This is a genomic window from Rhodococcus sp. AG1013 (assembly GCF_003350365.1).
Classification (GTDB): Bacteria; Actinomycetota; Actinomycetes; order Mycobacteriales; family Mycobacteriaceae; genus Prescottella.
Genome location: NZ_QQAT01000022.1, coordinates 66160 through 89779, shown reverse-complemented (window position 1 = coordinate 89779; position 23620 = coordinate 66160). Strand labels below are relative to the sequence as shown.

Below are 23620 nucleotides of genomic sequence, written 5' to 3'. Positions count from 1 at the left end.
TCCACTGGCAGACAAGGAGTCTCATGAAGAAGCTCTACGATCTCGGTGAGATGCCGCCGACCGGTGCGATACCGGATCACATGTATGCGTCGGTGATCCGACAGGACCGTTTCGGGCCGCCTGAACACGCCTTCCGGACCGAGATCGTGGATGTCCCACCGCTCGGCCGCGATCAGGTGCTCGTCTACGTCATGGCGGCCGGCATCAACTACAACAATGTCTGGGCGGCCCTCGGACACCCCGTTGATGTCATCGACGCGCGGCAACGCGCCGGCGCGCCGGAGGACTTCCACATCGGCGGCTCGGAATGTTCGGGCATCGTATGGGCCGTTGGCGACGGGGTGCGCACCCTGCGGGTAGGTGACCACGTTGTGGTTTCCTCGGCGGTCTGGGACGAGTCTGCGGTCGACATCCGCGATGGCGCGGACCCGATCGCTTCGACGACCCAGCGGGCCTGGGGCTATGAGACGAACTATGGCGCCTTCGCCCAGTTCGCACCGGTCTACGAGTATCAGTGCGTACCCAAGCCGGAACGCCTGTCGTGGACAGAGGCGGCCGCATTCATGCTCACCGGTGCGACCGCATACCGGCAGCTGACCGGATGGCACCCCAATGTCGTCCGGCCCGGTGACCCGGTACTGGTGTGGGGCGGCGCCGGGGGTCTTGGGTCCATGGCCATTCAGATCGCACAAGTGTGCGGCGGCCTTCCAGTCGCGGTGGTCTCCAATCCAGACCGGGCCGAATACTGTCGGAAGCTGGGAGCACAGGGCGTCATCAACCGGACCGACTTCACCCACTGGGGACGGCTGCCGGACATCGGTGACACCGCGGCATTCGACGAGTGGCTGAACGAAGTGCGCCGTTTCGGCCGTAAGTACTGGGAGGAACTGGGGGAGATGCGATCCCCCGCTGTGGTGCTGGAGCACACCGGCCAGCAAACCCTGCCCACCTCGCTGTATCTCTGCGACAACGCTGGCATGGTAGTGATATGCGGCGGTACGACGGGCTACCACGGTGATGTGGATCTCCGCTTTCTCTGGATGCGTCAGAAGCGGCTACAGGGTTCACACTTCGCCAATCGCCGGCAATGCCGCGAGCTGACCGAACTGGTGGCGCACGGCTACGTGGATCCGTGCCTAGGTCATGTCGCCGACTTCGCTGACATCGGTCAGGTGCATCAAATCATGCGCGACAACCGACACCCGGCAGGGAATTTGGCTGTTCGAGTCAACGCGATGGCCGACCGCGAATGAAAGCGCTGGTGGCGCAGATCGACTTGGACCTGCGCCACCAGGCCCGCCCCTGGGTTCCGCTACTCGCTAGAGTCGCGGGGCCGTAGTGAGGGCGTCGGCCAACGTCCGAAGTTGTTCGGTGGCCGCGCCGAACAGAAACTCGGTGCGCTTGGCGGCCGTGAAGTAGCGGTGCACGGGGTACTCCAGGAAGATGCCGATGCTGGCGTGGACATGGACCATCGTGTGCGCCACCCGATGGCCGGCGTCGGCCGCCCAGAACTTTGCGGTGGCGACTTCGGCATCCGCGGGAATGCCTTCGGATTCGCGCCAGGCCGCCTGCCAGAGGGATAGCCGTACCGCCTCGACGTCGAGGTAAGCATCGGCCAGACGTTGCCTAACCGCCTGAAACGTGCCAATCGGCTTGTCAAATTGCTTTCGGGTGAGCGCATACTCGCTGGTGAGCTCCAGGCCGCGCTCGACGACGCCGAGCTGGTAGGCGCAGGCTGCGATGGTGGCGCGACGATGCACCCACCGGGCCGAGCCGTCGCCAGGCGCGCCGAGCACGGCGGTGTCATCTACCATCGCGTCGAGTTCCAGCAGAGCGGCGTCGGAGCCGTCGACGACATGCTGCCCGGTAACCCGCAGCCCGTCAGTAGCGCGATCAAGCACAAGCAGCAGCGGCCCTTCAGCGGTAGCCGCCTCGACGAGGAACGTATCCGCGAACGCGCCCGCTGGAACGGCGCTGTGCGAACCGTGGATGCGCCAGCCGGTATCGGTGCGCTCGGCGGCGAAGCGGTCGTCTTCCGTGGAGAGGGCAACAGCGAAGGTGGCGGTTCCCGCCGCGACCGGAGTGGCCCACCGGGTCCGCTGCTCTCTACTGCCGAACTGCGCGATCGCGGCAGCTGCGACCGCCACACTGGTCAGGTACGGCGCGGGCGCGACGGTGCGGCCGATCTCTATCAGCACACTGCACTGTTCGAGCAGGTCGAAACCGCCGCCGACCGGTGCGGGCAGCGCGGCCTCCAGTAGACCGGCGCGGGCGAGGGCCGACCAGAGCTCCCGGTCATACCCCGTTGCATCCGGAGCGTTCTTGGTGGTCCAGTCGGTGAGCACGGTGCGGGCAAGTCCGCCGAGATCGTGCTGGGCCTCGGTGAGAGTGAAGTCCATGAGAAGTCCTCGAAGTAGGGTCAGCGGGTGACGGGCAGGCCGAGCGCGGTCTTAGCGATGATGTCGCGCTGGACCTCGTTGGTGCCGCCGCCGAAGGTCAAGATGAGTGATGAACGGTGGAAGCGTTCGATTCGGCCGCGCAGCAGCGCGCCAGCGGAGTCTTGCCGTACTACCGATGAGGCGCCCAGTACCTCCATGAGCAGCCGGTACGCCTCAGTGGCCAATTCGGTGCCGTACACCTTGGTTGCCGAGGCGTCCGCGGGGTGGAGTTCACCGGAGTCCGCAGCCCAGGCGATGCGCCAGTTTCGCAGTTTCAGGTACTCGATGTGGGCGTGCACACGAGCGAGGTGCAGTCGTGCCCACTCGGAGTCGATAACCCGAGTACCGTCGGCGCGTGTGGCGCTCTCGGCCCATTCCCACACCTGGCGGAGCGATTCCTGAAGTGGTGCAGCCGAAGTCAACGCGACTCGTTCATGATTGAGCTGATTGGTGATCAGCGGCCAGCCGGCGTTCAGCTCGCCGATCACATTGGTCACAGGCACCCGCACGTCGTTGTAGAACGTCGCGCTGGTGCCCGGACCGGCCATGGTGTGAATCTTGCTCCATGAGAATCCCGGCGTCGTGGTGGGCACGATCAGAATAGAGACGCCGCGGTGCTTGGTTGCCTCCGGATCGGTCCGGGCCGCCAGCCAGATGTAGTCGGCGTATTCGATGAGGCTGGTCCATGCCTTCTCGCCGTTGATGACGAACTCGTCGCCGTCGCACACCGCTCGAGTGCGCAGGGACGCCAGATCAGTACCCGCCTCGGGCTCGGAGTAACCGATGGAGAAGTGCAACTCGCCCTTGGCGATTCGAGGCAGGAAGAAAGCCTTCTGCTCAGGGGTGCCGAAGCGCATGATGGTCGGGCCGACCGTATTCACGGTCAGGAAGGGGAAGGGGACGCCCGCTGCCGCGGCCTCGTCATTGAAGATCAGCTGGTCCATTGTCGGTCGGTTCTGGCCGCCGAACTCCTCAGGCCAGCCCAGGGTCAGCCAGCCGTCGCGGCCGAGGGTGCGAACGACCTCCTTGTAGGCGTCGGGATCGCCGTATTCGCCGCCGGATCCGGCCAGCGCCTCTCGGATTTCGGGCGTCATCAGGTCGGTGAAGTACGAGCGCAATTGCTTGCGGAGCTGCTGTTGTTCGTCCGTGAAGTCGATGTGCATCGTGGTCCTTGGATTCGGAAGTCTGAACCCTTCCGAAAATAGAACAGGTTGCACCTCGAAAGAAGGCCGTCGAGTAGCAGGAACCTGCCGCCCCGCGTGGCAGCCAATTGCCACGCCGCGGAGGGTGGTAGTGATATGCATCACTTAGGCTGTCGGCTTGCCGGATGCCGGTAGCCTGGTACTCATTGGCAACGTGGGGGGTCACATAGCTATGCATCCAGAGGGCAAGCAGTACTTTGAAACTGGGGCGAAGCAACCAGGCCGGGGTGGGATGGACGTGGGTTCGTTGCTGGCGGAGTCGCGCCGCCTGCTTGATCAAGCGATAGCCGAACATCGAGGTGTCCGCCATGAGGCCGGGGACGTCGTCCGGCTGCGCCCCGATATGGGGTGGGAACACAACCTGCAGCAATTGCTGGAACGAGCTCGTAAAGAGGCCATGCTCACGGTGGCGAGCCCGCTGCGGATCCAGCAATACAAGCCAGGTCGGCAAACGGTCGCCGATATGGTCACGACCGGCAAAGAAGTCCGGTTGCTTTACACCCCGTGCTACGCCGAGACGCGCGATTATGAATCGCTGCAGCGACAGCCCGAGCTGTGCGACCGGATCCGGGTGTCCGATGCCGACTTCCACAATATGGTGATCATCGATCGACAGGTCGCAGCGGTCTGGGGCGGGACCGGTGAGCAACGGCCCTACGGGTTCGTCATCAGCAATCCCGAACTGCTCCGGGTGCTGCATCAATTCGCTATGGCCCTCTGGGCATCGGCGCCGCAGTTGTCCAGGCATCGCACATTGTCACAACCGGAATCCGACCAGATGACGCTGGCTGTGTTGCGCGCACTCGACCTCGGATTGAAGGACGAGCTCGCCGCGCGCCGACTCGCCGTTTCGCTACGAACCTACCGCCGCTATGTCGCCGACATCATGGTCCGGCTCGGTGTCACCACCAGGTTCCAAGTCGGCGCTCGCGCGGCAGAGCTTGGTCTGCTCAAGGCATTGTCGGAACACTGATCTCGGGCATTGGAGTCGACCGGTGACCCGTGAACCTCCTATCCGGGAACGGTCTGATTCCGGACCGTATCGATGACGGCCTGTATCGAGTCGTACGGCGGCCGGCCGCGGACCACGGTCGGCAGCGCCGCGGCGTCGGGTAGTACAGCTCGCGCGACTCCCGAAAGCGCACTACGCGCGCCCGACTCGATGAAGACACGCGCCCCGTGCGCATACAGATCCACCAGTGCGGCTTCGAACCTCACAGGGAGTGTCAGGTGGCTCGCCAAGGCGGCAAGCAGATCATCGTCGTCGGTGTAGATCCGGCCGAGGATCGGTGAGTACACCGGAACTTCCAGAGGGCCACGTGAGATGCTCAGCGCGGTCGTCATTCGATGGTGAAATGCTTCAGCCACTGTCAGGAGCACCGGGCTGTGGAAAGGATACGGCGAGGCCAGCCTGGTGCTCTTGATACCTGCGTCCCGAAGGATCACCTCCGCGAGGTGCAGTGACTCGGTGCGGCCGGACAGCACGGTCTGTTGCGGCCCGTTCTCGACAGCGACGGTGAGGCCCTCGACTTCCAGCAGGTCGACCAGCGCCGAAGCGCGGCGCGCCTCACCACGCAGCGCCAGCATTCCTCCCACACCAGCAACGGTTCGCAGTGCGGCTGAGCGTGCGGACACGATCTTCGCGCCGTCGGCGACTGTGAACGCTCGACCCGCGACCAAAGCAGCGATCTCCCCGAGGCTGTGGCCCGTGAGCACGTCAGGGATGACGTCCTCGGACCGGAGTATCCGATACAGCGCGACAGCGGTACCGTATAGCGCTACCTGCAGCGCATCCGGATGCTCCCGGGCGAGGTGATCCAGGCGCGGCGGGCTATCGACGAACAGCAGCGGAGACACCGGTGGCTCGCCGATCTCGTTGAGTGCGGCGTCTATCTCCTGAAATGTGCTCCGCACTTCGCCTTTACGGGCAGCCAGTACCGTGAATACCTCTTCGAGATAGGCACCTTGCCCGGGAAACAGAAAACAGAGAGTGTAAGGGGTCACAGATAACTCCAGTCGAGTGTGCCGTGGTGGGTAAGGGTCCGCCGCCGCTCGAACAACGCTGTCCGGTTGGCGGCAGAACGCTCGTCGAGCGTGTCGCGCGCGTAGGGATCGTCGGAGGTCTACGATCCGACCTCGAGGCGGGCGAAGTTCTCGCCACGCTGGAAAGCCTTCATGTGCCGCGTGCGGAGATCGACGACACGTTCGACAACCGACCCGAGCCCGCGGTCTTTCCGGCCCGACTCGCGCTTCTCGGCCAGCCGTCGGCGAGAATGTCGTTCGGCGCGACCATCGCGGCCGCTAGGAGATGCCGCTTCGCGGCGAAGCGGCATGCGTTCGCCGAGTTCTTTGGCGGTGGCCAGACCGAGGCCGGTGGCGCCGCCGGTGACAAGTGCGACGCTGTCCGTTACAGTCATGCGCTTCTCTCCCGGATGTGCTTGTGGTTCAGATTCGTTCGATGACGATGGCGTTCTCCATGCCGACGCCCTCGCACATGGTTGCAGGCCGTAGCGTCTGCCGGTGTCCTCGAGCAGAATGACCAGTGTGGGCAGCCGTCGACCCGAGGTCGCGAAATATGTAGTGCTCACCAACCGGCTAGGCTGAGGCCGTCTCGGTGGCCCAGCGATAGTCGGCCTTGCCGGCGGGGGTGCGCTTGACCTCGTCGACCAGCACGATCGCACGGGGGATCTTGTAGCCGGCCAACGTCTTGCGGCAGTGCTCCTGGACCTCGTCGACCGTCAGTTCGGGTGCATCGGGGTAGGTCGCGATCACCGCGGCCACCTGCTGGCCCATCCGCTCGTCGCGCCTGGGCACGACGAGGGCGTCGGCGATCGACGGGTGCGCGTGCAGCGCGGCCTCGACCTCCTCGGCGAACACCTTCTCGCCGCCGGTGTTGATGCACTGTGAGCCGCGTCCGAGGAAGACAATGGTGCCGTCGGCCTCCAGCCGGCCCATGTCGCCGAGGACCGAGATGCGGGTGCCGTCGGCGCGGACCGGGAAGGTGCGGGCTGTCTTCTCCTCGTCCTTGTAGTAACCGAGGGGGACGGAGCCGATGCGGGCGATGTACCCGATCTCGTCGGTCCCCGGCGCAATCTCCTCGAGCCGTTCGTCGACGAGAATCATGTTGGGCGAGGACGCCATGCGGAGATTGCCGTCCTCGTCGACCGTGAAGGCGCCGTCATTCCCGGACTCCGAGGCGCCGAAGTTGTCCCGCAACAACAGTTCCGGTTTGACCGCGAGCATCCGCTCGCGAACGCCGACCGACCAGATCGCTCCGCCCGACGTGATCGAGAAGAGCGAACTGAAGTCGACCTTGCCCTTGCGTCGTTCCATCTCGTCGACGAGTGGCAACCCCATGCCGTCACCGACGATCAGGATCACCTGCAATCGTTCTTTCTCGATGGCCTCGACGACCTTCTTCGGGTCGAAGTCGCGCATGAGCACCACGCGGGCGCCGAGCGTGAAGAAGGTGAACAGCGAGTATATCCCGGCGCCGTGCATCAACGGTGCGGCGATGAGGAACGCCAGGTCGCGGAATTCCTTTGCTGCAGCGGCGACCTCCGCGAGATCCTGCCGGGTGTCCTCGCCGTAGGGGTTGCCGCCGGAGAGCGGCTTACGGAAGAAGTCGTCGTGGCGCCACATGACGCCCTTCGGGTACCCGGTGGTTCCGCCCGTGTACAGCACGTACACGTCGTCGCCCGAACGGGCGGGGAACTCGGCGGTGGTCGGCAGATCGCGTGCGTCGGAGAACGGGACCACCGTGATCGAGCGCGCCGCGGCCGCCGCGAGCAACTCCACCATCGGATCGCCGATGACGAGCACCGTCCGGACCAGCGGGCAGCGGTCGAGTAGATCGGCCAGCGTGCGCTGATGCTCGGGCAGTTCGACGACCACCGCGGCCGAGTCCGAGGTGGTGAAGATGTACTCGAGTTCGGACGGCGTGTACCGGTAGTTGACGTTGATCGGCACCGCGCGGATCTTGATCAGTCCGAGGACGGACGTCACGTGCTCGATGCTGTTCTTCAGGAACAGGGCCACGTGGTCGCCCTGCCGGACACCGGCCTTCGTCAGCAGGTTGGCGGTCCGGTTAGCCTCGGCGTCCAGGACGGAGTAGGTGAGATGCTGGCCCTCGTACGTCAATGCGACGCGGTCGGGGACCGCCGCGGCGACCGATTCGAAGACATCGGCGAGGTTGAACTGCATCATGATTCCTTTCATAAGACGTCTCTGGGGTCGGGGCACCGTTGGTGTAGCACCGCCGAAGCTTCGGCGATGCCCAGCGGATCTCCCGCCCGGCCTGGTCGGCAGCGCCAACGAAAGGAGCCCGGGCTTGGCCAACGCGGCCCAACAGGTACGTCGTATCCGATGTGGGGATCCAGGTCGATCTGTCCCTGATCGCGCACCTTGTCCGGCACCTGCGCGATGAGGTCGGGTATCTCCCGCTGCACATCGGTGGGTGTGAAATCCACGCCTGGCTCCCTGAATCCGAACGATTGCTGAAACCCGTTCTAGTCGGTGCCGGACGCTGATCCCGCTATCTGGCAGGAAGATGCGATCCTCCGGATCGCGTTCGCTGCGATTACCGGAAAGTGCTGATGCCGGACGACTTTCACGGCATCTTCCTGTCGATTCCCGGCAGCTCGGACCGAGCACCAGGCAGCGCCGAACCGCCCGGATGCAATACAGGCATGTCCCTTTCGTATGAGTCGCCATTCTCTTCGGATGAACCGGCTCGCAACGTAACTCGTCGTGACTCGCACAGCGAGGCGTTGGGTCTTCCTACCTTCGACGCCGGTCATTCGGATTGGGTTGACTGAACGCCGTCATCGTTGTGGGCATCGTGGGCCAATGCGACCGCTGGCCGCTCCTGAGACCAGGACCCAACCCAGAACGATTGCCTCACAGGTCTTTCTGATCGGGACCGTGATCTACGGCTCGGGAGGGGCGTCCGGGTTGGTACGTCGAGTCGGTCCGCTGTGTGTCCACCTGCTCGCCATGGGCGGCCGGCACAACCAACATCCAGGATGGCTGATCACCCTCCACAATTGGGAGGCGCCGCGTTGTGTAAGGGGAGAGGTACCAGTCGACAGGCGCTACTGATGTTCGTTTGGTCCTCGTCGATTCCGGCACCGGTGTCGACGACGCGCTAACGATGTTGACGGTTCTTGCTGCCTCCGGTTGTACCGACATCCCGGTGTATGGGTAGTCCGAGGCCCGGCCCGCAACCATCGGCACCTTCGCTCCATGGTGCCGATGGCTTTGGCGACTGTGGTCTGCGCCCGCATGCAGGGCAACACGTGAGCTGTGAGTAGGCCGTCGACCAACTGCTCCGCATTAGCCACGACCCTCCTGGCGAGGCCGATCTGCTGTGCCTCGGCCCGCTCACCAATCTCGCTGCCGCCGTCGACCGTGACCCAACGGCTCTGCAGCGGTTCCGGTCCGTGACGATCATTGGCGGGATGGGCGCGGCGGACCGCCGCGGTGAGGTCGCGGCGACGCTGCCGACGTTCCTCGCCAAGGGAGATACGAACACGAACTACGATCCCGTAGCCGCCGCTCGGGTTGCGTCCGCGCCGGGCCCTGTCACCTGGGTGGGAATGGATGTCACCGGCCGCCTCCAGATGCCGTGGACTGAGTCGGGGGAGCTGGCGGGGACCACGAAGATCGCCCGGTTCGTGCACGCGATTACCGCCGACTACCACATGTACTGCACGAGTACCTACGACGTCGACCATCCGATCTACACCTCGCACGACGGTGTGGCCGCAGCGGTGATGCTCGACCCGGCAGTGATCCTTGCCAGCGAGGAGGCGACCGGCGTCGTCGAGTGGTCGGCGGATGGTCGTGCGAGCTGGTGGGGTCTGAGTCCTGGTGGGACGCAGTCGGCCGCGGTGCACCGCGTTGTCACCGAGATCGACTACGAGGCTGTCCGTACACGGATCAACAGGACGCTCGCGGGCTTCTGAACCTGGATCCACCGATCGCGGCTCGATCTGCAGCCTCATCGCTAGAGATGTATTGCAGTGCAACAAATGTCTCTAATGGACATTGGCCGGCGGACGCACCTGCGAGGTGCGCGGCGATCATCTGATGTGTGGCGTGGATACTGCTTTGTTCACGGGGGGTGGGAAAGCGCGGGTCCTGTTTTCCGTCGGTGGGGTGGGTTAGGTTGGTGGGTGTGGGGGAGGTGGTGTGGTACAGCTACCGGTTGGGGCCGGGCATCAGGCGCGGCGGGTGCCGACCGGTGATTGGCGTCGGTGCGGGATTTTGTGTAATGAGGCTGTCCACCAGCAGAAGTCGGGCGGTAGACCGTTGTTCCGGAAGTTGTCGAAACTGTTGACGGCGGCGCGGTCCCACAATGTGTAGTTGCGCGATGGGTCGCAGGTCGCGCAGCAGCAGATGTTGCGGACGTACGCACAGGCACTCGAGCAGTCGGTCACGGTGAAGGGTCGCGGCCGGCCGACGTTCAAGAACCGCAAGAAGGAGCTGTTGTCGTTGGAGTACACGCGCCGCGGGTTCAGGATCCGTGATGGCCGGTGTTGCCGAAGGGCGTCTCGGTGCCGGTGGTGTGGTCGCGGGAGTTGCCGTCGGACCCGACCAGTGTCCGGCTCACGCGGGATGCGCTCGGCCCTTGGTATGCCTCGTTCGTCGCCCGCCGCGGCGCCCCCTTCCGTGCCGGAGGGGGTGGGTGGGATCGGTGTTGATTGAGGTGTGACTACGACGGCGACCACCACCGATGTCGGGTTCGATCTGCCGTATCTCGGGCACCGCAAACGCTGCGCGGCGGAGCTGGCGAATGTGCAGCGGAAGATGGCCCGCCGCCACACCGGTCGGCGGGGGCGGCAGTCGCGGGGCTACCTGCGTGCGCGGCGGGAGGCGACGAAGCTGCACAAGAAGGCGGCGCGACAGAACCAGCACGACAGCAGGGTGTGGGCGAAGCACGTTGTCGAATGTCATGACCTGATCGCGGTGGAGGACTTCCAGCCGCGTTTCCTGGCGCGGTCGACGATGACACGCAAGGCGGCGGACGCCGCGATCGGTGCGGCGAAGCGTGAACTTCTTGAGCGTGGTGTTCGGGCCGGCCGTCAGCGTCAGGTGGATGCGCAATCGCGGCGACCACCGCGTCGATGAATCGGGCAGTGGATGCGGTTCCGCCGAGGTCGGCGGTGCACACGCCCTGCCCGATGACGGTTTCAACGGCAGCTTCGATCCTGCTTGCAGTACGACCTAGAACCGAATGCTCGTACCGTGTGCCGACGGTGTCGGCGAGGTTGAGAAGAGTCGGGTCGCGCGGAGCTTGCGCGCCAACGTTCGTTCCGAAACCTGAGCGCTACCACCACCGGGAAGTCTCAACGTTAGCCCATGCACTGGGCAGGCACCCCGGAAGAGATCGCCGAGGCCGTCCTGTTCCTAGGTTCAGGCAAGGCGAGCTACGTCACCGGGCACATTCTCCTTGTTGACGGTGGCCTCACGCCGGGGCGGACCCCTCCACCGGAGCTCGTGAATGAGGGCGGCACCGGCTGTGTCGGGCCTATGGTTCTCTGAGGCGCCGTCACACTCGGCACACTTCAGAAAGTCAATCCCGGCGCTGATCCAGCCCGAACGTCGGCTCGGTAGTGTTATAGCGCGTGGCCAGAACCTTCACGATCAGGCAGGGGGCAGAGGCAGACACCGGCAAGGCTGTAAAGACCCTCGGGGATGCCTTTGCCGACTACCCGTTCACCCGCCACACCGTCGATTCACGTGATCACGAGAGCCATGTCCGTTCGTTGCAACGACTGTTCCTAACCGAAATCGGCATGCAGTGCGGGAAAGTGTGGGTGTCCGATGACGTTACCGCGGTAGCGGTATGGACCACGCCGTCGTCGACCGGACTGGATGCGGCGTTCAGATCTATCGCGGACCAAGTCACCGGGTTGTACGGAGACCGAGCCGAAGTCGGGCATACCTGGAGACATCGTCGCAATCCAACGCCAGGTTCTACGAACACCTCGGGTTCGAGGTGACAGGCAGTGTGACACTTCCCGACGGTGGTCCGAATGTTTGGGGCGCACGTCATCACGCGTTGCACTCACGGACGAAGCGACTGGAGGGCTGAGGCCCGTGGATCCTGTCTGGTTCTTGGCGACTGTTGGCGTCGATCCCGCATCGCACGCTGGGCGATCGAGGAGTGCTTCCAGACCACCAAGAACGAGGTCGGCCTAGACCACTACCAGGTCCGGTACCGGCACATCACCTTGTCGATGGCCGCGGCAGCCTTCCTGACGATCCTGCGCCGCGGCGCTCGAGATGAGGGGATATCCGACCGGCGCCAAAGATCTAATCCCTCTGACAATCAACGAGATACGGCGATTGTTCAACCGCGTCGCCTGCCCCGTGCGCCACGCCCTCATCCACGTCTGGCACTGGTCGAACTGGCCCCGTGCCAGCCAGGTCAGAGCCCGCGCCAGCCACTACAAATACCAACATCACAAACTGTCGTTGCAGTACTAGGTGCTCGAGACCTGCGGATCCGCCGCGGCGCAGGTTTGAATCGCACACCACGGACGCGGCGCTCGGCGAGCGTGATGATCTCTTTGTCGGGTAGGTCGTGCGCGACCTGGGTGACTCCGACGAAACCTCGACCGAGCTGGGTAAGGGCGTCGAGTAGGAAGCTCTGGTCGAACCGTTGGACGGACCCGGAGACGACGGCGCCGCCGACGACCGGCAAACCGGCGGTGCGGTCCCGGTACTGGGCGACGGTGAAGACCTCGGGTATGAACCCGTTGTTCTCGAACAGCGGGAAGCGGCTGTCGATCACATGGAAGGGGGCATCGAAGAGTGGGACTCGGCTCGCCACGAGCGCTCACCTTTCGTCCGTCGGAAGCCCCGTCCAGGAGGCGGGATCTAGTTCCAGTTGTCGATCTTGACGTCCCGAGGATCTGGTGCGCCCGTGCCGGTTTCGACCATCGCCTTCAGGCTCATCAGGAAGAGTGCCCATTTGGTGCTGCAATGGTGCATGAACTCCACGGGTTCCTTCCACCTTTCGTGTGTGAAGAGGACGACCGTGTAGTCGCCGTCGCGTCGGAGGTCCCACACCACTCGGGTGCCGACCCATTCCTCGGGCCCTTCGATCACCTCCCACAGCACTCGCTTCGCGGGCTGGAGCTCGATCACCTTCATATCGAAACCGTCTGCTCCGAAGCGGAACTGGAGTGTCCCTCCGACGTTCGCGTCTCCGTCTGTGTCGCTGGCCCACCAGCCGGCAAGCCCGTCGACCGTCGTCAACGCCGCATAGACATCGTCGACGGAAGGCGACTTGATCCCGACCCTGTGCAGAATGTCAACCATCTCGAGTCCCTCTCTCTTCTCACTTTTGTCTGTTGCGTTGGATTGCTTCTGCGATCCGCTTGATGCGCTGCAGCCTGGCGTCCCATGTCGACCCGACGGCATTGAGCTGCTCTACGGCGCGGGCGAGTTGTGCGTCATCGACCCGGTAGAGCCGCTCCCGGCCCGCGGGCGTCACATGCACCAAACCGACGCGGTCGAGAACTCCGAGGTGTTTCGCGACAGCTTGACGGGTCACGGGTAGCTGCTCACTGAGACTGGTCGCCGTCCCCTCGCCGTCTGCCAGCAGCAGGTCGAGCATTCGTCGCCGTGTCGGGTCCCCGATCGCGGACCAGAGCCCGTCGTCGACAACGGAGTTCATCGGCTCGCACCCAGACGGCTGATGTACTCGACGAGGCGCGGCAGATGCCGGTCCCATCCCTCGATGTGCGAGTTGTACTGCTCCTCGAGAACAGCGATCTCCCAACCCATCTCACGGAAGCCGGTTTCCGTCATGCGGACCGTCGTGCCCTCTCCCGAGGGGACGAGCTCGAACGTCACCAACAGGGAGTTGCCGGGGGCCGCTGCCTCGTCGGCCGGGTGAACCCAGCGGAAGGAGAACAGTCGGGGTGGCTGAGCGTCGATCACCGTGATCGGGGCGACATGTCCGTCGGGGGAGGTCCTGTCGCCCCACACGAGTTCGCCGACGGAGCCCGGGACCGGTTCCAGGTCGACGACCTCGTCGGGCCACCACTCCTTCAGGTGCTCGGGACTGCTGATGACCTCGTAGACCACGTCGGGCTCGGCTTCGACGTATATCGAGCGCTCGATTCGTCCGTACTCCATGCCGTCTCCTCTATCGCAACGTTTGGTTGCACATGAGGGTATCCGGCCGCGGGCCGTATGCGCAACCAATCATTGCGCTTTGTTCTGGTGGTCGGATGGTTTACCGCAGGGCCGGATCGCCGAGGTGGAGTACACGTGCCCCGGATGACTTGGCCATCCGGGGCAACTGCAACACCCGGCACTACGGGAACGTCGCACCCGCGATCACGCAGTGACGAGTACCCGCCCGGCGGATCGGCGCCGTGACGCACCGATCGCCCGGCACACCAGGTAGATCACGAACGAGATCGCGGTGACGAACGTCGAGACGGGCACGCCGGGTGCGAGCGAGAGCAGGATGCCGCCGACTGCGGCCAGTTCGGCGAACAGGACCGCCAGCACCGTGGCCCGCAGTGGGCTCGCCGTGACGTGCCCGGCCGCGGCGGCCGGGGTGATCAGCAGCGCCATGACGAGCAGTGCGCCGACGATCTGGACACCGAGGGCGGCGGTGATGCCGACCAGGACGGCGAACACGATCGACAGGCCGCGCACCGGGACACCGCGCGCGGCGGCCACATCGGGGTCGGTGCTCGCGAACAGCAGTGGGCGGTAGATCACGGCGAGCGTGCCGATCACCACGACGGCGCAGCCCAGCAGTAGCGCCAGGCCGGAGTTGCCGGGGGCCACGATCTGTCCGACGAGCAGTGAGAAGCTGGTGCCGGTGCGGCCGTCGTATGCCCACAGGAACAGCACCGACAGGCCCAGTCCGAAGGCCATGATGACGCCGATCACCGAATCGCGTTCACGCGCTTTGGTTCCCAACAACCCGAACAGCACTGCGGCGACGACGGATCCGACGACGGCGCCGATACCGACACCGACTCCGATCAGGAGGGCGGCCGACGCGCCGGTCAGCGACAGTTCCGACGTCCCGTGCACCGCGAACGACATCTGCCGGCTCACGATCAGCGGACCGATCACGCCGGCGAGCAGGCCGAGGATCGCGCCCGCGATGAGCGCCTGTTGGACGAAGTCGTACCGCAGCAGATCCGCGGTGGCGGAGAAGTCGAACATGTGCGACATCGCCTCAGTGAACTTGTTGCTCATGCGTGGTCCTCGGTGTGGTGGACGCCCTCGCCGGGGCGGGGTCCGCCGCCGCTGCCGAGCGCGTCGATCGCGTCGCCGGTGCCGACGACCACCAGGCGGCCGCGCACGTGCAGCACCTCGACGTCGGTGCGGTACAACTCGGACAGGACCTCGGAGGTCATGACCTCGGCGGGGGTGCCGATCCGGAACTGGCCGTCGACGAGGTACAGCACGCGGTCGACGAGGGGCAGGATCGGGTTGATCTCGTGGGTCACGAACAGCACCGCGGTGTCGTGTTCGCGGCGACGCCGATCGATCAGTTCGGAGACGCGGTGCTGGTTGGCGAGGTCCAGGCTCAGCAACGGTTCGTCGCACAGCAGCACCTTGGGGTCGCCGACGAGGGCCTGCGCGATCCGCAGCCGCTGCTGCTCGCCGCCGGACATCGACCCGATCGGGGCGTCCGCATAGGACTGGGCACCCACCTGCGCGATCGCGGAGTCCACGACCTTGCGCCGCTCGGCCCGGCCGAACAGCCCGGTACCCCAGCGGTGCCCGTCGTAGCCGAGGCCGACGAGGTCGCGACCGCGCAGGGGCAGTCCCTCGTCGAGCGACTTCTGCTGCGGGACGTAGCCGACGTGCGAGTTACCGGTCCTCGCCGGGGTCCCGGCGATCCGCACGGTGCCGGAGGTGGGTGCGAGCTGGCCGAGCAGGATCTTCATGAGCGAGGTCTTGCCGGAGCCGTTGGGGCCGAGGACAGCGACGAACTCGCCCTGCTCGATCGTCAGGTCCAGGCCCGACCACAGCGTGCGTTCACCAAACGACAACCGCGCGTCGCGCAGTTCGACGGCGGGTGCGGCGACCGCGCCGGCCGCGGTGCTCACCGTGCTCATGATCCGGAGTTCAGGGCGTCGGCCAGCGACTGCGCGGTCTGTGCCTGCCACTGCACGAAGTCCGTGCCCTCGGGCAGGGTCTCGGTGATCTCGACGACGGGGATGCCGGCGCTCTCGGCTGTCTCGCGCATGTTGCGGGTGACCTTGTCCTCGGTCTGCGAGTTGTAGACCAGCACGCGGACCTTCTTGTCGGTGAACAGCTGCCGTGTCTCGGCGATCGCGGCCGGCGCCGGATCGGTGCCGTTCTCGACGGCGCTCGTGAAGGCCTCCGGCGTGAGGTCCTTCAGTTCGGCGGCCTGCAGCAGGTAGTGGGCGATCGGCTCGGTCTGCGCGACGGGAGCGTCGCGGTGTGCGGCCGCGATGCCGGCGGACGTCTCGGACACCTGGCGCAGCTGCGCACGGAACGCCTCGGCGTTGCCGGTGTAGACGTCGGCGCCCTCGGGATCGAGCTTGCCCAACTCCGCGGCGATCGCGTTGGCGGTCGCGGAGACCGTGGGGATGTCGTACCAGACGTGCTCGTTGACCGAGCCGTGCGAATGGCCCGCGTGCTCGGAGTCGGACTCGGTCGCGTGCGGGCCGGTGCGCTCCTCGTAGAGGTCGAACGCGTCGACGGTGGGCTTGGAGCCGGTGGACTCGATGATGTCCTCGACGAACTGGTCGTAGCCGCCGCCGTTGAGGATCACCAGCGACGCATCGCTGATCTTGGCGGCGTCGGCCGGGCTGGCCTCGTACGAGTGCGGATCGGCCGAGGGTTCGGTGACGATCGAGGTGACCTCGAGGCGGTCGCCGGCGACGGCCTGCGCCACGCTGCCCCACACGTTGGTGGAGGCGACGACGCGGATCTGGCCGTCGGACCCGGGGGAGCTGCCGCACGCCGTCAGTGTCACCGCGGCGAGGGTCACCCCGATGGCCGCCGCGGCGGAACGTAAGGCATTGGACATGCCGGACATGCGCACAACTACTCCTGGTCACGAATCGGATGATCGGGTGGCCCGGTGGCGGGCCCTTAACGTTATTGGTAACCGTTTCCGTTTACACTTTAGCGGAAGTTTGCAGGTCGCGTCCCTCCAGGTGGTATGTGAGGTGCGTCCGAGTTCGCCGTGCGGCCTCCGAACCGCTACCGTCCCGTTATGCCAAGGTCTCGACAGCCACGCCGCCAAGCCACTCTGGCGTCGCTCGCCGCCGAGCTGAAGGTCTCGCGGACGACCGTCTCCAATGCCTACAACCGTCCCGACCAGCTTTCGGCCGAACTCCGCGAACGTGTGCTGCTCGCGGCCAAGCGTCGCGGATACCCGGGCCCCGACCCGGTGGCCCGCTCGCTGCGGACCCGCCGCGCCGGCGCTGTCGGCCTCCTTCTCACCGAGGCGCTCAGCTACTCCTTCCGGGATCCTGCGGCGATGAGCTTCCTCGCGGGACTCACCGAGTCGTGCGAGGAGGCGGGCTACGGCCTGCTGCTCATCCCGGCCGGCCCCGGCCGCGACGAGGTGGAAGCCGCGGCGGTGGTCCAGCAGGCCGGCGTGGACGGATTCGTCGTATACTCGGTCGCCGCCGACGACCCCTACCTGGCAGCGGTGCGGGAACGGCACCTGCCCACCGTCATCTGTGATCAGCCGCGCGAGATGCCGGGCGCATCGCTCATCGGCATCGACGACCGTGGTGCCATGCGTAAGGTCGCTGATTATCTGATCTCATTGGGCCACAAGGAGATCGGTGTGCTCTGCATGCGTCTGGGGCGGGACCGCTCGGACGAGGTCGTGGACAGCGGACGCCTGCAGGCGTCGAACTTCCACGTCCAGCGCGAGCGAATCCTCGGCATCCACGACGCCATGCAGGCGGCGGGACTCGATCCGGAGGCGCTCACGGTCGTCGAACGCTACGAGCACACGGCTCAGGACGGATATTCCGCTGCCGCACAGGCTTTGGCGGTCAATCCGCGCATCACCGCGCTGGTGTGCACCACCGACGTCCTCGCCCTCGGCGCACTCGACTGGGCGCGCTGCGAGGGTGTGGACGTCCCCGGACGCCTGTCGATCACCGGATTCGACGGTGTCGAGGACGCACTCCGGGAGGGTCTGACGACGGTGCGCCAGCCGGGTGAGGACAAGGGCAGGCGCGCGGGAGCGCTGCTGCTGTCCGGCTCGGACTCGGGCGTCACCACGGTCGAGATGCTCGAGACGGAGCTGTTGCGCGGCCACACCGCGGCCTCCCCGCCCGAGCCCTGACCGGTGCTCAGCCCGTGATGTCCGCGCTGAGCAGCTGCGCGCACCGCAGCAGCCCCAGGTGGCTGTACGCCTGCGGATGGTTGCCCAGTGAGCGTTCGGCGACGGGGTCGTACTCCTCGGCCAGCAGTCCGGTCGGTCCCGCGGCGTTCACCAACTGCTTGAACAGGGCCTCGGCGTCCGACCGCTGACCGATCAGCAGGTACGCCTCCACCAGCCACGCGGCGCACAGGTGGAAGCCGCCCTCGGTGCCGGGCAGCCCGTCGTCGTGGTGGTAGCGGTACACGGTCGAGCCGCTGCGCAGTTCGGCCTCCGTCGCGACGACCGTCGCGGCGAACCGCTCGTCCTTCGGGTCGATCAGCCCGGACAGTCCGATGAACAACGTGGCCGCATCCAGGTCGGTGCCGTCGTAGGCGGCGGTGTACGACTCGACGTCCGCGTTCCACCCCTTCTCGGTCACTTCCTCACAGATCTCGCTGCGCAGCGCCGCCCAGTTCTTGCCGGGTTCCCGGCCGAAGTTCTCGGCCAGCGTGAGCGCGCGGTCGATGGTGAGCCAGCCCATCACCTTCGAGTACACGTGGTGCCGGGGGTTGTCGCGGATCTCCCAGATGCCGTGGTCGGGTTCGCTCCAGCGCCGCTCGACCGCCTCGACCATCGCGGACACGAGTTCCCAGTCGCGGTCGGTGAGTGCGTCGTCCCCGGTGATGCCCTTCCTCTGCCTGGCCAGCGCCAGGTTGGAGACCAGATCGACGATCGGGCCGAACACGTCCAGTTGCACTTGCTGATTCGCGGCGTTGCCGACGCGCACCGGACGGGATCCGGCATAGCCGGGCAGTGAGTCGATGACCGCCTCCGGCGGCAGGCCGGTTCCGTACAGCGTGTAGAGCGGGTGCAGCCGCTCCGGGCCGTGCAGCGTCTCGAGCACTCCGTGCACCCACTCGAGATAGTTCTCGGCCTCCTCGAGCGACCCGAGGCTCACCAGCGCAGACGCGGTCAGCGCCGCGTCGCGCAGCCAGCAGTAGCGGTAGTCCCAGTTGCGGACGCCGCCGATCTCCTCGGGCAACGACGTTGTCGCGGCGGCGAGGATCGACCCGCTCGGCGCGTGCACCAGCCCGCGGAGGGTGAGCGCCGATCGCTTCATCAGATCCGGCTTGAGCGGCGGCAGGTCGAGCGTGTTCACCCAGTCTCGCCAGTACGATTCGGCGATCTCCCGGCGCTCCGGCTCCGACAGCAGTGAGGGTCCCAGATCTTCGGTGCCGCAACGTAGTTCGAGAACGATGGGGCCCTGCGACGGGTCGACGACCGCGAGCGCGGTCTGCTGGGTGCCGTCGGTGGTGATGTCCCAGTGCACGCCGGGGGAGCGCAGCACCATCGGCTCGCTCGTGCCGGAGACCCGGAGCCCGTCGGCGTCCGGCTCCAGCTGCACGGGAACCTGACCGAACTCCGGCCGGGGTGCGAAGCTGACGACCGCCTTCGCGCGGCCCGTGATGACGCGGGTGAGGTCGGTGCGGCTCGGCTGGACGTCGTGCGGCAGGTAGTCGGTGACCGTGAGGCTGGCCCAGCGGGTCTGCACGGTCATGGTGCCGTCGAGGTACTGCTGGCTCAGCGGCAGCGCCTCGCGCTGGGGGCCCACGCTGAAGTGGCCGGCCTCGGTGCCGCCGAGCAGGTGTGCGAACACCGCGGCCGAATCCGGTTCGGGGTGGCACAGCCACGTCATGTTGGCGTCGGGCGTGATGAGCGCGACCGAGCGGGGGCTCGCCAGCATCGTCAGCCGCTCGATGGGCGGCGCGTCCGCGCCCGACAGCCACGTCCGGCGCTCCTCGAGCAGGAACGCCAGCGCCGCGGCCACGTCCTCGGTGGAGTCGACGCGGTATTCGGCGAGCGTGTCGCCCTCGCCGACCTTGATGCCGATGTCGGGACCCTGCAGGCGGTCGAACGCCTTCTCGTCGGTGACGTCGTCGCCGAAGAACACGGCGGCCGTCGCCGCCTCCTGGTGACGCAGGATGTCGAGCGCGTTGCCCTTGTCGGTCGCGACGACGGCGAGTTCGATGACGGCTTTGCCCTCGGTGACCTGTACGCCGGTCCACAGGGCGGCCTCGGCGTGCACGGCCGCGAGCGCCTTGGCGCCCGCCTCGGGGCTGGCGTTGCGTACGTGCAGGGCGGCGCTGGCCGGCTTGGTCTCGATGGTGACGCCGGGGTGCAGGTCCGCGATGCGGGACAGCTCGGACGTGACCTCGCCCAGGAGCTTGCGGGCATTCGCGTCGATCGCGTGCACGAACCCGACGTCGAACTCGGAGCCGTGGCTGCCGACCAGCTGGACCTCGGCGGGCAGCCGGGACAGCGTCGCGAGGTCCTTGAGCGCGCGACCCGAGATCACGGCGGCCGTGGTGGCGGCCAGTCCGGCCAGCGCACGCAGGGCCCGGACGGACTCGGCGTGGGGGTACGCCTTCTCCGGATCCGAGACGATGGGCGCCATCGTGCCGTCGTAGTCGGACGCCACCAACAGGCGGGGTGTCCGTGCCACGGTGGCCAGGGCTCGGCGGAGTTCGATCGGCAGATCCAGAGCGCTCACAGGTTCAAACCTAAGCGATTACGGGCGCGCTGGCGCGCCGCCCTCGAAGTGCCGGCTGCCACACCGGGTCACACGGGTGTCCGGGACCCGTCGCCGAGGAGCAGTTCGACGGTCAGTTCCAGGCGCTTCGCGACGTCGGTGGCCGACGAGCGGCGGGTGAGCCAGGCCACCAGATTCGACAGCCACACGTCGCTTATGACGCGGGAGATCGCGAGCTCGTCCTCGGTGGGTTCGCCGTCGGTCATGGCCCGCGCGAACAGCGTGTCCATGAGCTTGCCGACCTGGTCCACCTCGGCGGCCGCCGACGCGTCGGCGAACATGAACGCCCGGGTCATGGCCTCGGTGAGGAGGGGGTCGCGCTGCATCGCCTTGGTGATCTGGCCGAGAATGAGCTGCATCCGCTCGAGCGGGCTGCGGCCCGGGGGGATCTTGCCCTTGGACTCGATCCGCTCGAACTCACGCGCGAGGGCGGACACCAGCAGGTGCACCTTCGACGGGAAGTATCGGTAAAGGGTGCCCACCGCGACGTCGGCGCGTTCGGCGACGGCACGCATCTGCACGGCCTCGTAGCCGCCCTTGGAGGCGAGTGCGAGGGTCGCATCGAGGATCCTCTTGCGGCGCTCGCGCTGAGCGTTGGAGCTGAGATCGTCCTCGCTGAGGGTCGTGACCGTGCCCCCTGTAGAACGGGATCGGGATGAGGTGGTCATCGACAGTTTCCTTCACGCCTTGACTCTTGACGGCCGAGCATATTAGAACACGTTCTAGATGAAAATGTCATCTATGAGAGGCGGGTAGACGTTGTGACAATCGCCACCACCGACGAGCAGAGGGCCGTCCAGGAGTCGATTCAGGCGTGGGCCCGCTCCGCGGCCCCACTGACCATTTTACGTGAAGGACCTGCGGATTTCTGGCGTCGTACGTGGCCCTCGGTGGCATCCCTGGGGCTGTTCGCCGTGGGCGTTCCGGAGTCCGTCGGTGGGGTCGGCGGACAGGTGGTCGACCTGGCCGCGATGTTGGAGCAGGCGGCCACGGAACTGGTGGGCGGTCCTGTTCTACCGACCGCGCTCGCGGGGCTGGTCCTCGGGCGCGCCGACGGCGCCGTGGCGAAGCAGTGGGCCGCGCAGATCGCCGAGGGCGAGTTGCCGTGTGCGGTCGTCGTCGACGGTCCCGCGGTCTCCGCGGTCCCGGACGCCGACGGCGGTCTGGTCCTGACCGGCGACGCCGGGAACGCGCTGGGCGGCGAGCCGGGTGTCGCGGTGCTGGTGTCGGCGCGTTCCGGCGACTCCGCCGACGGCACCGTGTGGTGCCTCGTCGACGGCGAGGCACCGGGGCTGACCGTCGAGCCGCTCGACATCCTCGACAAGAGCCGCGGCACCGCCCGGGTCCGTTGTGAGGGTGTGGCTGTCTCCGCCGATCGCATCGTCAGCGGTGTCGCTCCGGGACTGGTGCGCGACCTCGCCGCGACCCTCGCGGCCGCCGAGGCCGCCGGCGTCGCGGGCTGGAGCCTGCGGACCGCGGTCGACTACGCGAAGATCCGCGAACAGTTCGGCAAGCCGATCGGCTCGTTCCAGGCGATCAAGCACCTGTGCGCCGAGATGCTGTGCCGTGTCGAGCAAGCGCGCGCGGTCGCGTGGGACGCGGCCGTCGCCGCCGAGGACGCCCTGCCGGACCCGGACACGGGCGGCGCCGGAACCTCGGAACTGCCGATCGCGGCCGCGGTCGCGGCGTCGATCGCGCTCGACGCCGCGGTGCAGACGGCCAAGGACTGCATCCAGGTCCTCGGCGGCATCGGGTTCACGTGGGAGCACGACGCGCACTTCTACCTGCGGCGTGCGGTCTCGCTCAAGCAGATCCTCGGCGGCAGCAACGTGTGGCGCGCGCGGGTCGCGGACCTGACGCGGGAGGGCGCCCGCCGGCACCTCACGATCGACCTGTCCGAGCTCGATCCGCAGGCCGAGTCGGGGCGTGCCGCGATCCGCGACGAGGTGACCGCGCTGGCCGCCGTCCCGGAGTCGGAGCGTCGGGTGGCGCTCGCCGAGTCGGGCTACGCGGCACCGCACTGGCCGCGCCCGTACGGACGCGGCGCGTCGGCGGCCCAGCAGATCCTCATCGGCGAGGAGATGGCCGCGGCCGGCATCGAACGCCCCGACCTCGTGATCGGCTGGTGGGCCGTGCCGACGGTTCTCGAGCACGGGAGCCCCGAGCAGATCGAGCGGTTCGCACTGCCGACGTTGCGCGGTGAGATCACGTGGTGCCAGCTGTTCAGCGAGCCCGGTGCGGGATCGGACCTGGCGTCACTGCGGACGACGGCCGAGAAGGTCGACGGCGGCTGGAAGCTCAACGGCCAGAAGGTGTGGACGTCGCTGGCCCGCGAGGCGGACTGGGCGATCTGCCTGGCCCGAACCGACAAGGACGCGCCCAAGCACAAGGGCATCACGTACTTCGTGCTCGACATGCGTACCGCCGGGATCAACATCTCGCCGTTGCGAGAGATCACCGGTGACGCGCTGTTCAACGAGGTGTTCCTCGACGACGTCTTCGTCCCGGACGACTGCGTCGTGGGGCAGGTGAACGGCGGTTGGAAGCTGGCCCGCACGACGCTCGCGAACGAGCGGGTCGCGATGAGTGGTGGGTCGTCGCTCGGCAAGGCCGTCGAGGAACTGCTCGAGCTGGCCGGCGATCCCGATCCGGTGACCGTCGACCATCTGGGGGCGCTGATCGCCGAGGCGCTCGTCGGGTCCCTGCTGGAGCTGCGTACCACGCTGCGCCAGCTCGACGGCCAGGATCCGGGGCCCGCGTCGAGCGTCCGCAAGCTCGTCGGTGTCCGCAACCGTCAGGCGGTCGCGGAGTTCGCCGTCGAGCTCGCCGGTGAGGCGGGGTGGGTCGAGGGGCCGCTCACCCGCGAGTTCCTGAACACACGGTGCCTGTCCATTGCGGGCGGGACGACGCAGATCCTGCTCACGGTGGCTGCCGAACGCCTGCTGGGGCTGCCGCGCGACTGACGGTTCCCCGTCCGGGCCCGGCGTGGCGAGAACGTGATGAACGTGTTCTCGCCACGCCGGGCCTTTCGTCATTCACCTGC

At 66.7% G+C, this 23620-nt stretch carries 21 protein-coding genes and 2 pseudogenes; 10 read left to right on the top strand and 13 right to left on the bottom strand.

Annotated features, from left to right (window positions below):
- Positions 1–23: 23 nt before the first annotated feature.
- Positions 24–1253 (top strand): crotonyl-CoA carboxylase/reductase, encoded by a 1230-nt coding sequence (gene ccrA / locus DEU38_RS22830; RefSeq protein WP_114723674.1) that lies wholly within the window; start codon positions 24–26, stop codon positions 1251–1253.
- 66 nt (positions 1254–1319) lie between these two features.
- On the opposite strand, the gene DEU38_RS22825 is transcribed toward ccrA, so the two are convergent.
- Together DEU38_RS22825 and DEU38_RS22820 are read right to left on the bottom strand one after the other, a co-directional pair.
- Complete coding sequence (locus DEU38_RS22825) at positions 1320–2399, bottom strand: acyl-CoA dehydrogenase family protein (RefSeq protein WP_114723673.1); 1080 nt, start codon at positions 2397–2399, stop codon at positions 1320–1322.
- A 20-nt stretch (positions 2400–2419) separates the two neighbouring features.
- A complete protein-coding gene (locus DEU38_RS22820) occupies positions 2420–3601 on the bottom strand; it encodes an acyl-CoA dehydrogenase family protein (RefSeq protein ID WP_114723672.1) in 1182 nt (393 codons plus the stop codon).
- A gap of 277 nt (positions 3602–3878) precedes the next feature.
- On the opposite strand from DEU38_RS22820, the gene DEU38_RS22815 reads away from it, so the two are divergent.
- Positions 3879–4613, top strand: coding sequence for a response regulator transcription factor (locus DEU38_RS22815; protein WP_147283569.1), 735 nt, complete (start codon positions 3879–3881; stop codon positions 4611–4613).
- A 38-nt stretch (positions 4614–4651) separates the two neighbouring features.
- Here DEU38_RS22815 and DEU38_RS22810 read toward each other — a convergent pair whose 3' ends face one another.
- Complete coding sequence (locus DEU38_RS22810) at positions 4652–5644, bottom strand: acyltransferase domain-containing protein (RefSeq protein ID WP_181818903.1); 993 nt, start codon at positions 5642–5644, stop codon at positions 4652–4654.
- A gap of 26 nt (positions 5645–5670) precedes the next feature.
- On the opposite strand from DEU38_RS22810, the gene DEU38_RS28670 reads away from it, so the two are divergent.
- Positions 5671–6102, top strand: coding sequence for a hypothetical protein (locus DEU38_RS28670; protein WP_181818902.1), 432 nt, complete (start codon positions 5671–5673; stop codon positions 6100–6102).
- A 133-nt stretch (positions 6103–6235) separates the two neighbouring features.
- Here the strand turns inward: DEU38_RS28670 and DEU38_RS22795 are convergent, their stop codons facing one another.
- Complete coding sequence (locus DEU38_RS22795; RefSeq protein ID WP_114723700.1) at positions 6236–7843, bottom strand: AMP-binding protein; 1608 nt, start codon at positions 7841–7843, stop codon at positions 6236–6238.
- A gap of 1121 nt (positions 7844–8964) precedes the next feature.
- On the opposite strand from DEU38_RS22795, the gene DEU38_RS22790 reads away from it, so the two are divergent.
- From DEU38_RS22790 to DEU38_RS22770, 5 genes and pseudogenes are all read left to right on the top strand, one after another.
- Positions 8965–9606 carry a nucleoside hydrolase gene (locus DEU38_RS22790; RefSeq protein WP_309473109.1) on the top strand — a complete coding sequence of 214 codons (642 nt, stop codon included), beginning with the start codon at positions 8965–8967 and terminating at the stop codon, positions 9604–9606.
- A gap of 745 nt (positions 9607–10351) precedes the next feature.
- Positions 10352–10771 carry a hypothetical protein gene (locus tag DEU38_RS28665; protein WP_181818901.1) on the top strand — a complete coding sequence of 140 codons (420 nt, stop codon included), beginning with the start codon at positions 10352–10354 and terminating at the stop codon, positions 10769–10771.
- A 231-nt stretch (positions 10772–11002) separates the two neighbouring features.
- Complete coding sequence (locus tag DEU38_RS22780; protein WP_114723670.1) at positions 11003–11185, top strand: SDR family oxidoreductase; 183 nt, start codon at positions 11003–11005, stop codon at positions 11183–11185.
- A gap of 83 nt (positions 11186–11268) precedes the next feature.
- Positions 11269–11738, top strand: a pseudogene (locus tag DEU38_RS29895) (N-acetyltransferase).
- A gap of 52 nt (positions 11739–11790) precedes the next feature.
- A pseudogene (locus DEU38_RS22770) lies at positions 11791–11963 on the top strand (IS701 family transposase); the annotation flags it as partial.
- Between the two features lie 111 nt (positions 11964–12074).
- Here DEU38_RS22770 and DEU38_RS22765 read toward each other — a convergent pair.
- The 7 genes from DEU38_RS22765 to DEU38_RS22735 all read right to left on the bottom strand — a co-directional run bounded on the left by DEU38_RS22765 (position 12075) and on the right by DEU38_RS22735 (position 16697).
- A complete protein-coding gene (locus DEU38_RS22765) occupies positions 12075–12479 on the bottom strand; it encodes an amidohydrolase (RefSeq protein WP_220181952.1) in 405 nt (134 codons plus the stop codon).
- A gap of 47 nt (positions 12480–12526) precedes the next feature.
- Positions 12527–12970, bottom strand: coding sequence for an SRPBCC domain-containing protein (locus DEU38_RS22760; protein ID WP_114723669.1), 444 nt, complete (start codon positions 12968–12970; stop codon positions 12527–12529).
- Positions 12971–12989: 19 nt separating this feature from the next.
- On the bottom strand, positions 12990–13328 hold the full coding sequence (locus DEU38_RS22755; protein WP_114723668.1) for a metalloregulator ArsR/SmtB family transcription factor: 339 nt from the start codon (positions 13326–13328) through the stop codon (positions 12990–12992).
- Positions 13325–13792, bottom strand: a complete 468-nt coding sequence (locus DEU38_RS22750) for an SRPBCC family protein (protein ID WP_114723667.1) — start codon at positions 13790–13792, stop codon at positions 13325–13327. The genes DEU38_RS22755 and DEU38_RS22750 overlap by 4 nt, the downstream gene beginning before the upstream one ends.
- Positions 13793–13996: 204 nt before the next feature.
- Positions 13997–14878 (bottom strand): metal ABC transporter permease, encoded by an 882-nt coding sequence (locus DEU38_RS22745; protein ID WP_114723666.1) that lies wholly within the window; start codon positions 14876–14878, stop codon positions 13997–13999.
- Entirely contained in the window at positions 14875–15747 is an 873-nt protein-coding gene (locus tag DEU38_RS22740; RefSeq protein ID WP_114723665.1) for a metal ABC transporter ATP-binding protein, read from the bottom strand. The genes DEU38_RS22745 and DEU38_RS22740 overlap by 4 nt, the downstream gene beginning before the upstream one ends.
- Complete coding sequence (locus DEU38_RS22735; RefSeq protein ID WP_258558111.1) at positions 15744–16697, bottom strand: metal ABC transporter solute-binding protein, Zn/Mn family; 954 nt, start codon at positions 16695–16697, stop codon at positions 15744–15746. The genes DEU38_RS22740 and DEU38_RS22735 overlap by 4 nt, the downstream gene beginning before the upstream one ends.
- Positions 16698–16877: 180 nt before the next feature.
- Here DEU38_RS22735 and DEU38_RS22730 point away from each other — a divergent pair, with 180 nt between their 5' ends.
- Positions 16878–17969 carry a LacI family DNA-binding transcriptional regulator gene (locus DEU38_RS22730; RefSeq protein ID WP_114723664.1) on the top strand — a complete coding sequence of 364 codons (1092 nt, stop codon included), beginning with the start codon at positions 16878–16880 and terminating at the stop codon, positions 17967–17969.
- A gap of 7 nt (positions 17970–17976) precedes the next feature.
- On the opposite strand, the gene otsB is transcribed toward DEU38_RS22730, so the two are convergent.
- Together otsB and kstR are read right to left on the bottom strand one after the other, a co-directional pair.
- The gene (gene otsB, locus DEU38_RS22725; RefSeq protein ID WP_114723663.1) at positions 17977–20538 is read right to left on the bottom strand and encodes a trehalose-phosphatase; all 2562 of its coding nucleotides are present in this window, start codon (positions 20536–20538) and stop codon (positions 17977–17979) included.
- A gap of 68 nt (positions 20539–20606) precedes the next feature.
- Entirely contained in the window at positions 20607–21245 is a 639-nt protein-coding gene (gene kstR / locus DEU38_RS22720) for a cholesterol catabolism transcriptional regulator KstR (RefSeq protein WP_114723662.1), read from the bottom strand.
- 93 nt (positions 21246–21338) lie between these two features.
- On the opposite strand from kstR, the gene DEU38_RS22715 reads away from it, so the two are divergent.
- The gene (locus DEU38_RS22715) at positions 21339–23540 is read left to right on the top strand and encodes an acyl-CoA dehydrogenase (protein ID WP_114723661.1); all 2202 of its coding nucleotides are present in this window, start codon (positions 21339–21341) and stop codon (positions 23538–23540) included.
- Positions 23541–23620: the final 80 nt, after the last annotated feature.

What these genes read in the sequence shown, in the direction of transcription:
- ccrA (WP_114723674.1), top strand. Translation starts at nt 24, where the DNA reads ATGAAGAAGCTCTACGATCTCGGTGAGATGCCGCCGACCGGTGCGATA.
- DEU38_RS22825 (WP_114723673.1), bottom strand. Translation starts at nt 2,399, where the DNA reads ATGGACTTCACTCTCACCGAGGCCCAGCACGATCTCGGCGGACTTGCC.
- DEU38_RS22820 (WP_114723672.1), bottom strand. Translation starts at nt 3,601, where the DNA reads ATGCACATCGACTTCACGGACGAACAACAGCAGCTCCGCAAGCAATTG.
- DEU38_RS22795 (WP_114723700.1), bottom strand. Translation starts at nt 7,843, where the DNA reads ATGCAGTTCAACCTCGCCGATGTCTTCGAATCGGTCGCCGCGGCGGTC.
- DEU38_RS22780 (WP_114723670.1), top strand. Translation starts at nt 11,003, where the DNA reads ATGCACTGGGCAGGCACCCCGGAAGAGATCGCCGAGGCCGTCCTGTTC.
- DEU38_RS22760 (WP_114723669.1), bottom strand. Translation starts at nt 12,970, where the DNA reads ATGGTTGACATTCTGCACAGGGTCGGGATCAAGTCGCCTTCCGTCGAC.
- DEU38_RS22755 (WP_114723668.1), bottom strand. Translation starts at nt 13,328, where the DNA reads ATGAACTCCGTTGTCGACGACGGGCTCTGGTCCGCGATCGGGGACCCG.
- DEU38_RS22750 (WP_114723667.1), bottom strand. Translation starts at nt 13,792, where the DNA reads ATGGAGTACGGACGAATCGAGCGCTCGATATACGTCGAAGCCGAGCCC.
- DEU38_RS22745 (WP_114723666.1), bottom strand. Translation starts at nt 14,878, where the DNA reads ATGAGCAACAAGTTCACTGAGGCGATGTCGCACATGTTCGACTTCTCC.
- DEU38_RS22740 (WP_114723665.1), bottom strand. Translation starts at nt 15,747, where the DNA reads ATGAGCACGGTGAGCACCGCGGCCGGCGCGGTCGCCGCACCCGCCGTC.
- DEU38_RS22735 (WP_258558111.1), bottom strand. Translation starts at nt 16,697, where the DNA reads ATGTCCGGCATGTCCAATGCCTTACGTTCCGCCGCGGCGGCCATCGGG.
- DEU38_RS22730 (WP_114723664.1), top strand. Translation starts at nt 16,878, where the DNA reads ATGCCAAGGTCTCGACAGCCACGCCGCCAAGCCACTCTGGCGTCGCTC.
- kstR (WP_114723662.1), bottom strand. Translation starts at nt 21,245, where the DNA reads ATGACCACCTCATCCCGATCCCGTTCTACAGGGGGCACGGTCACGACC.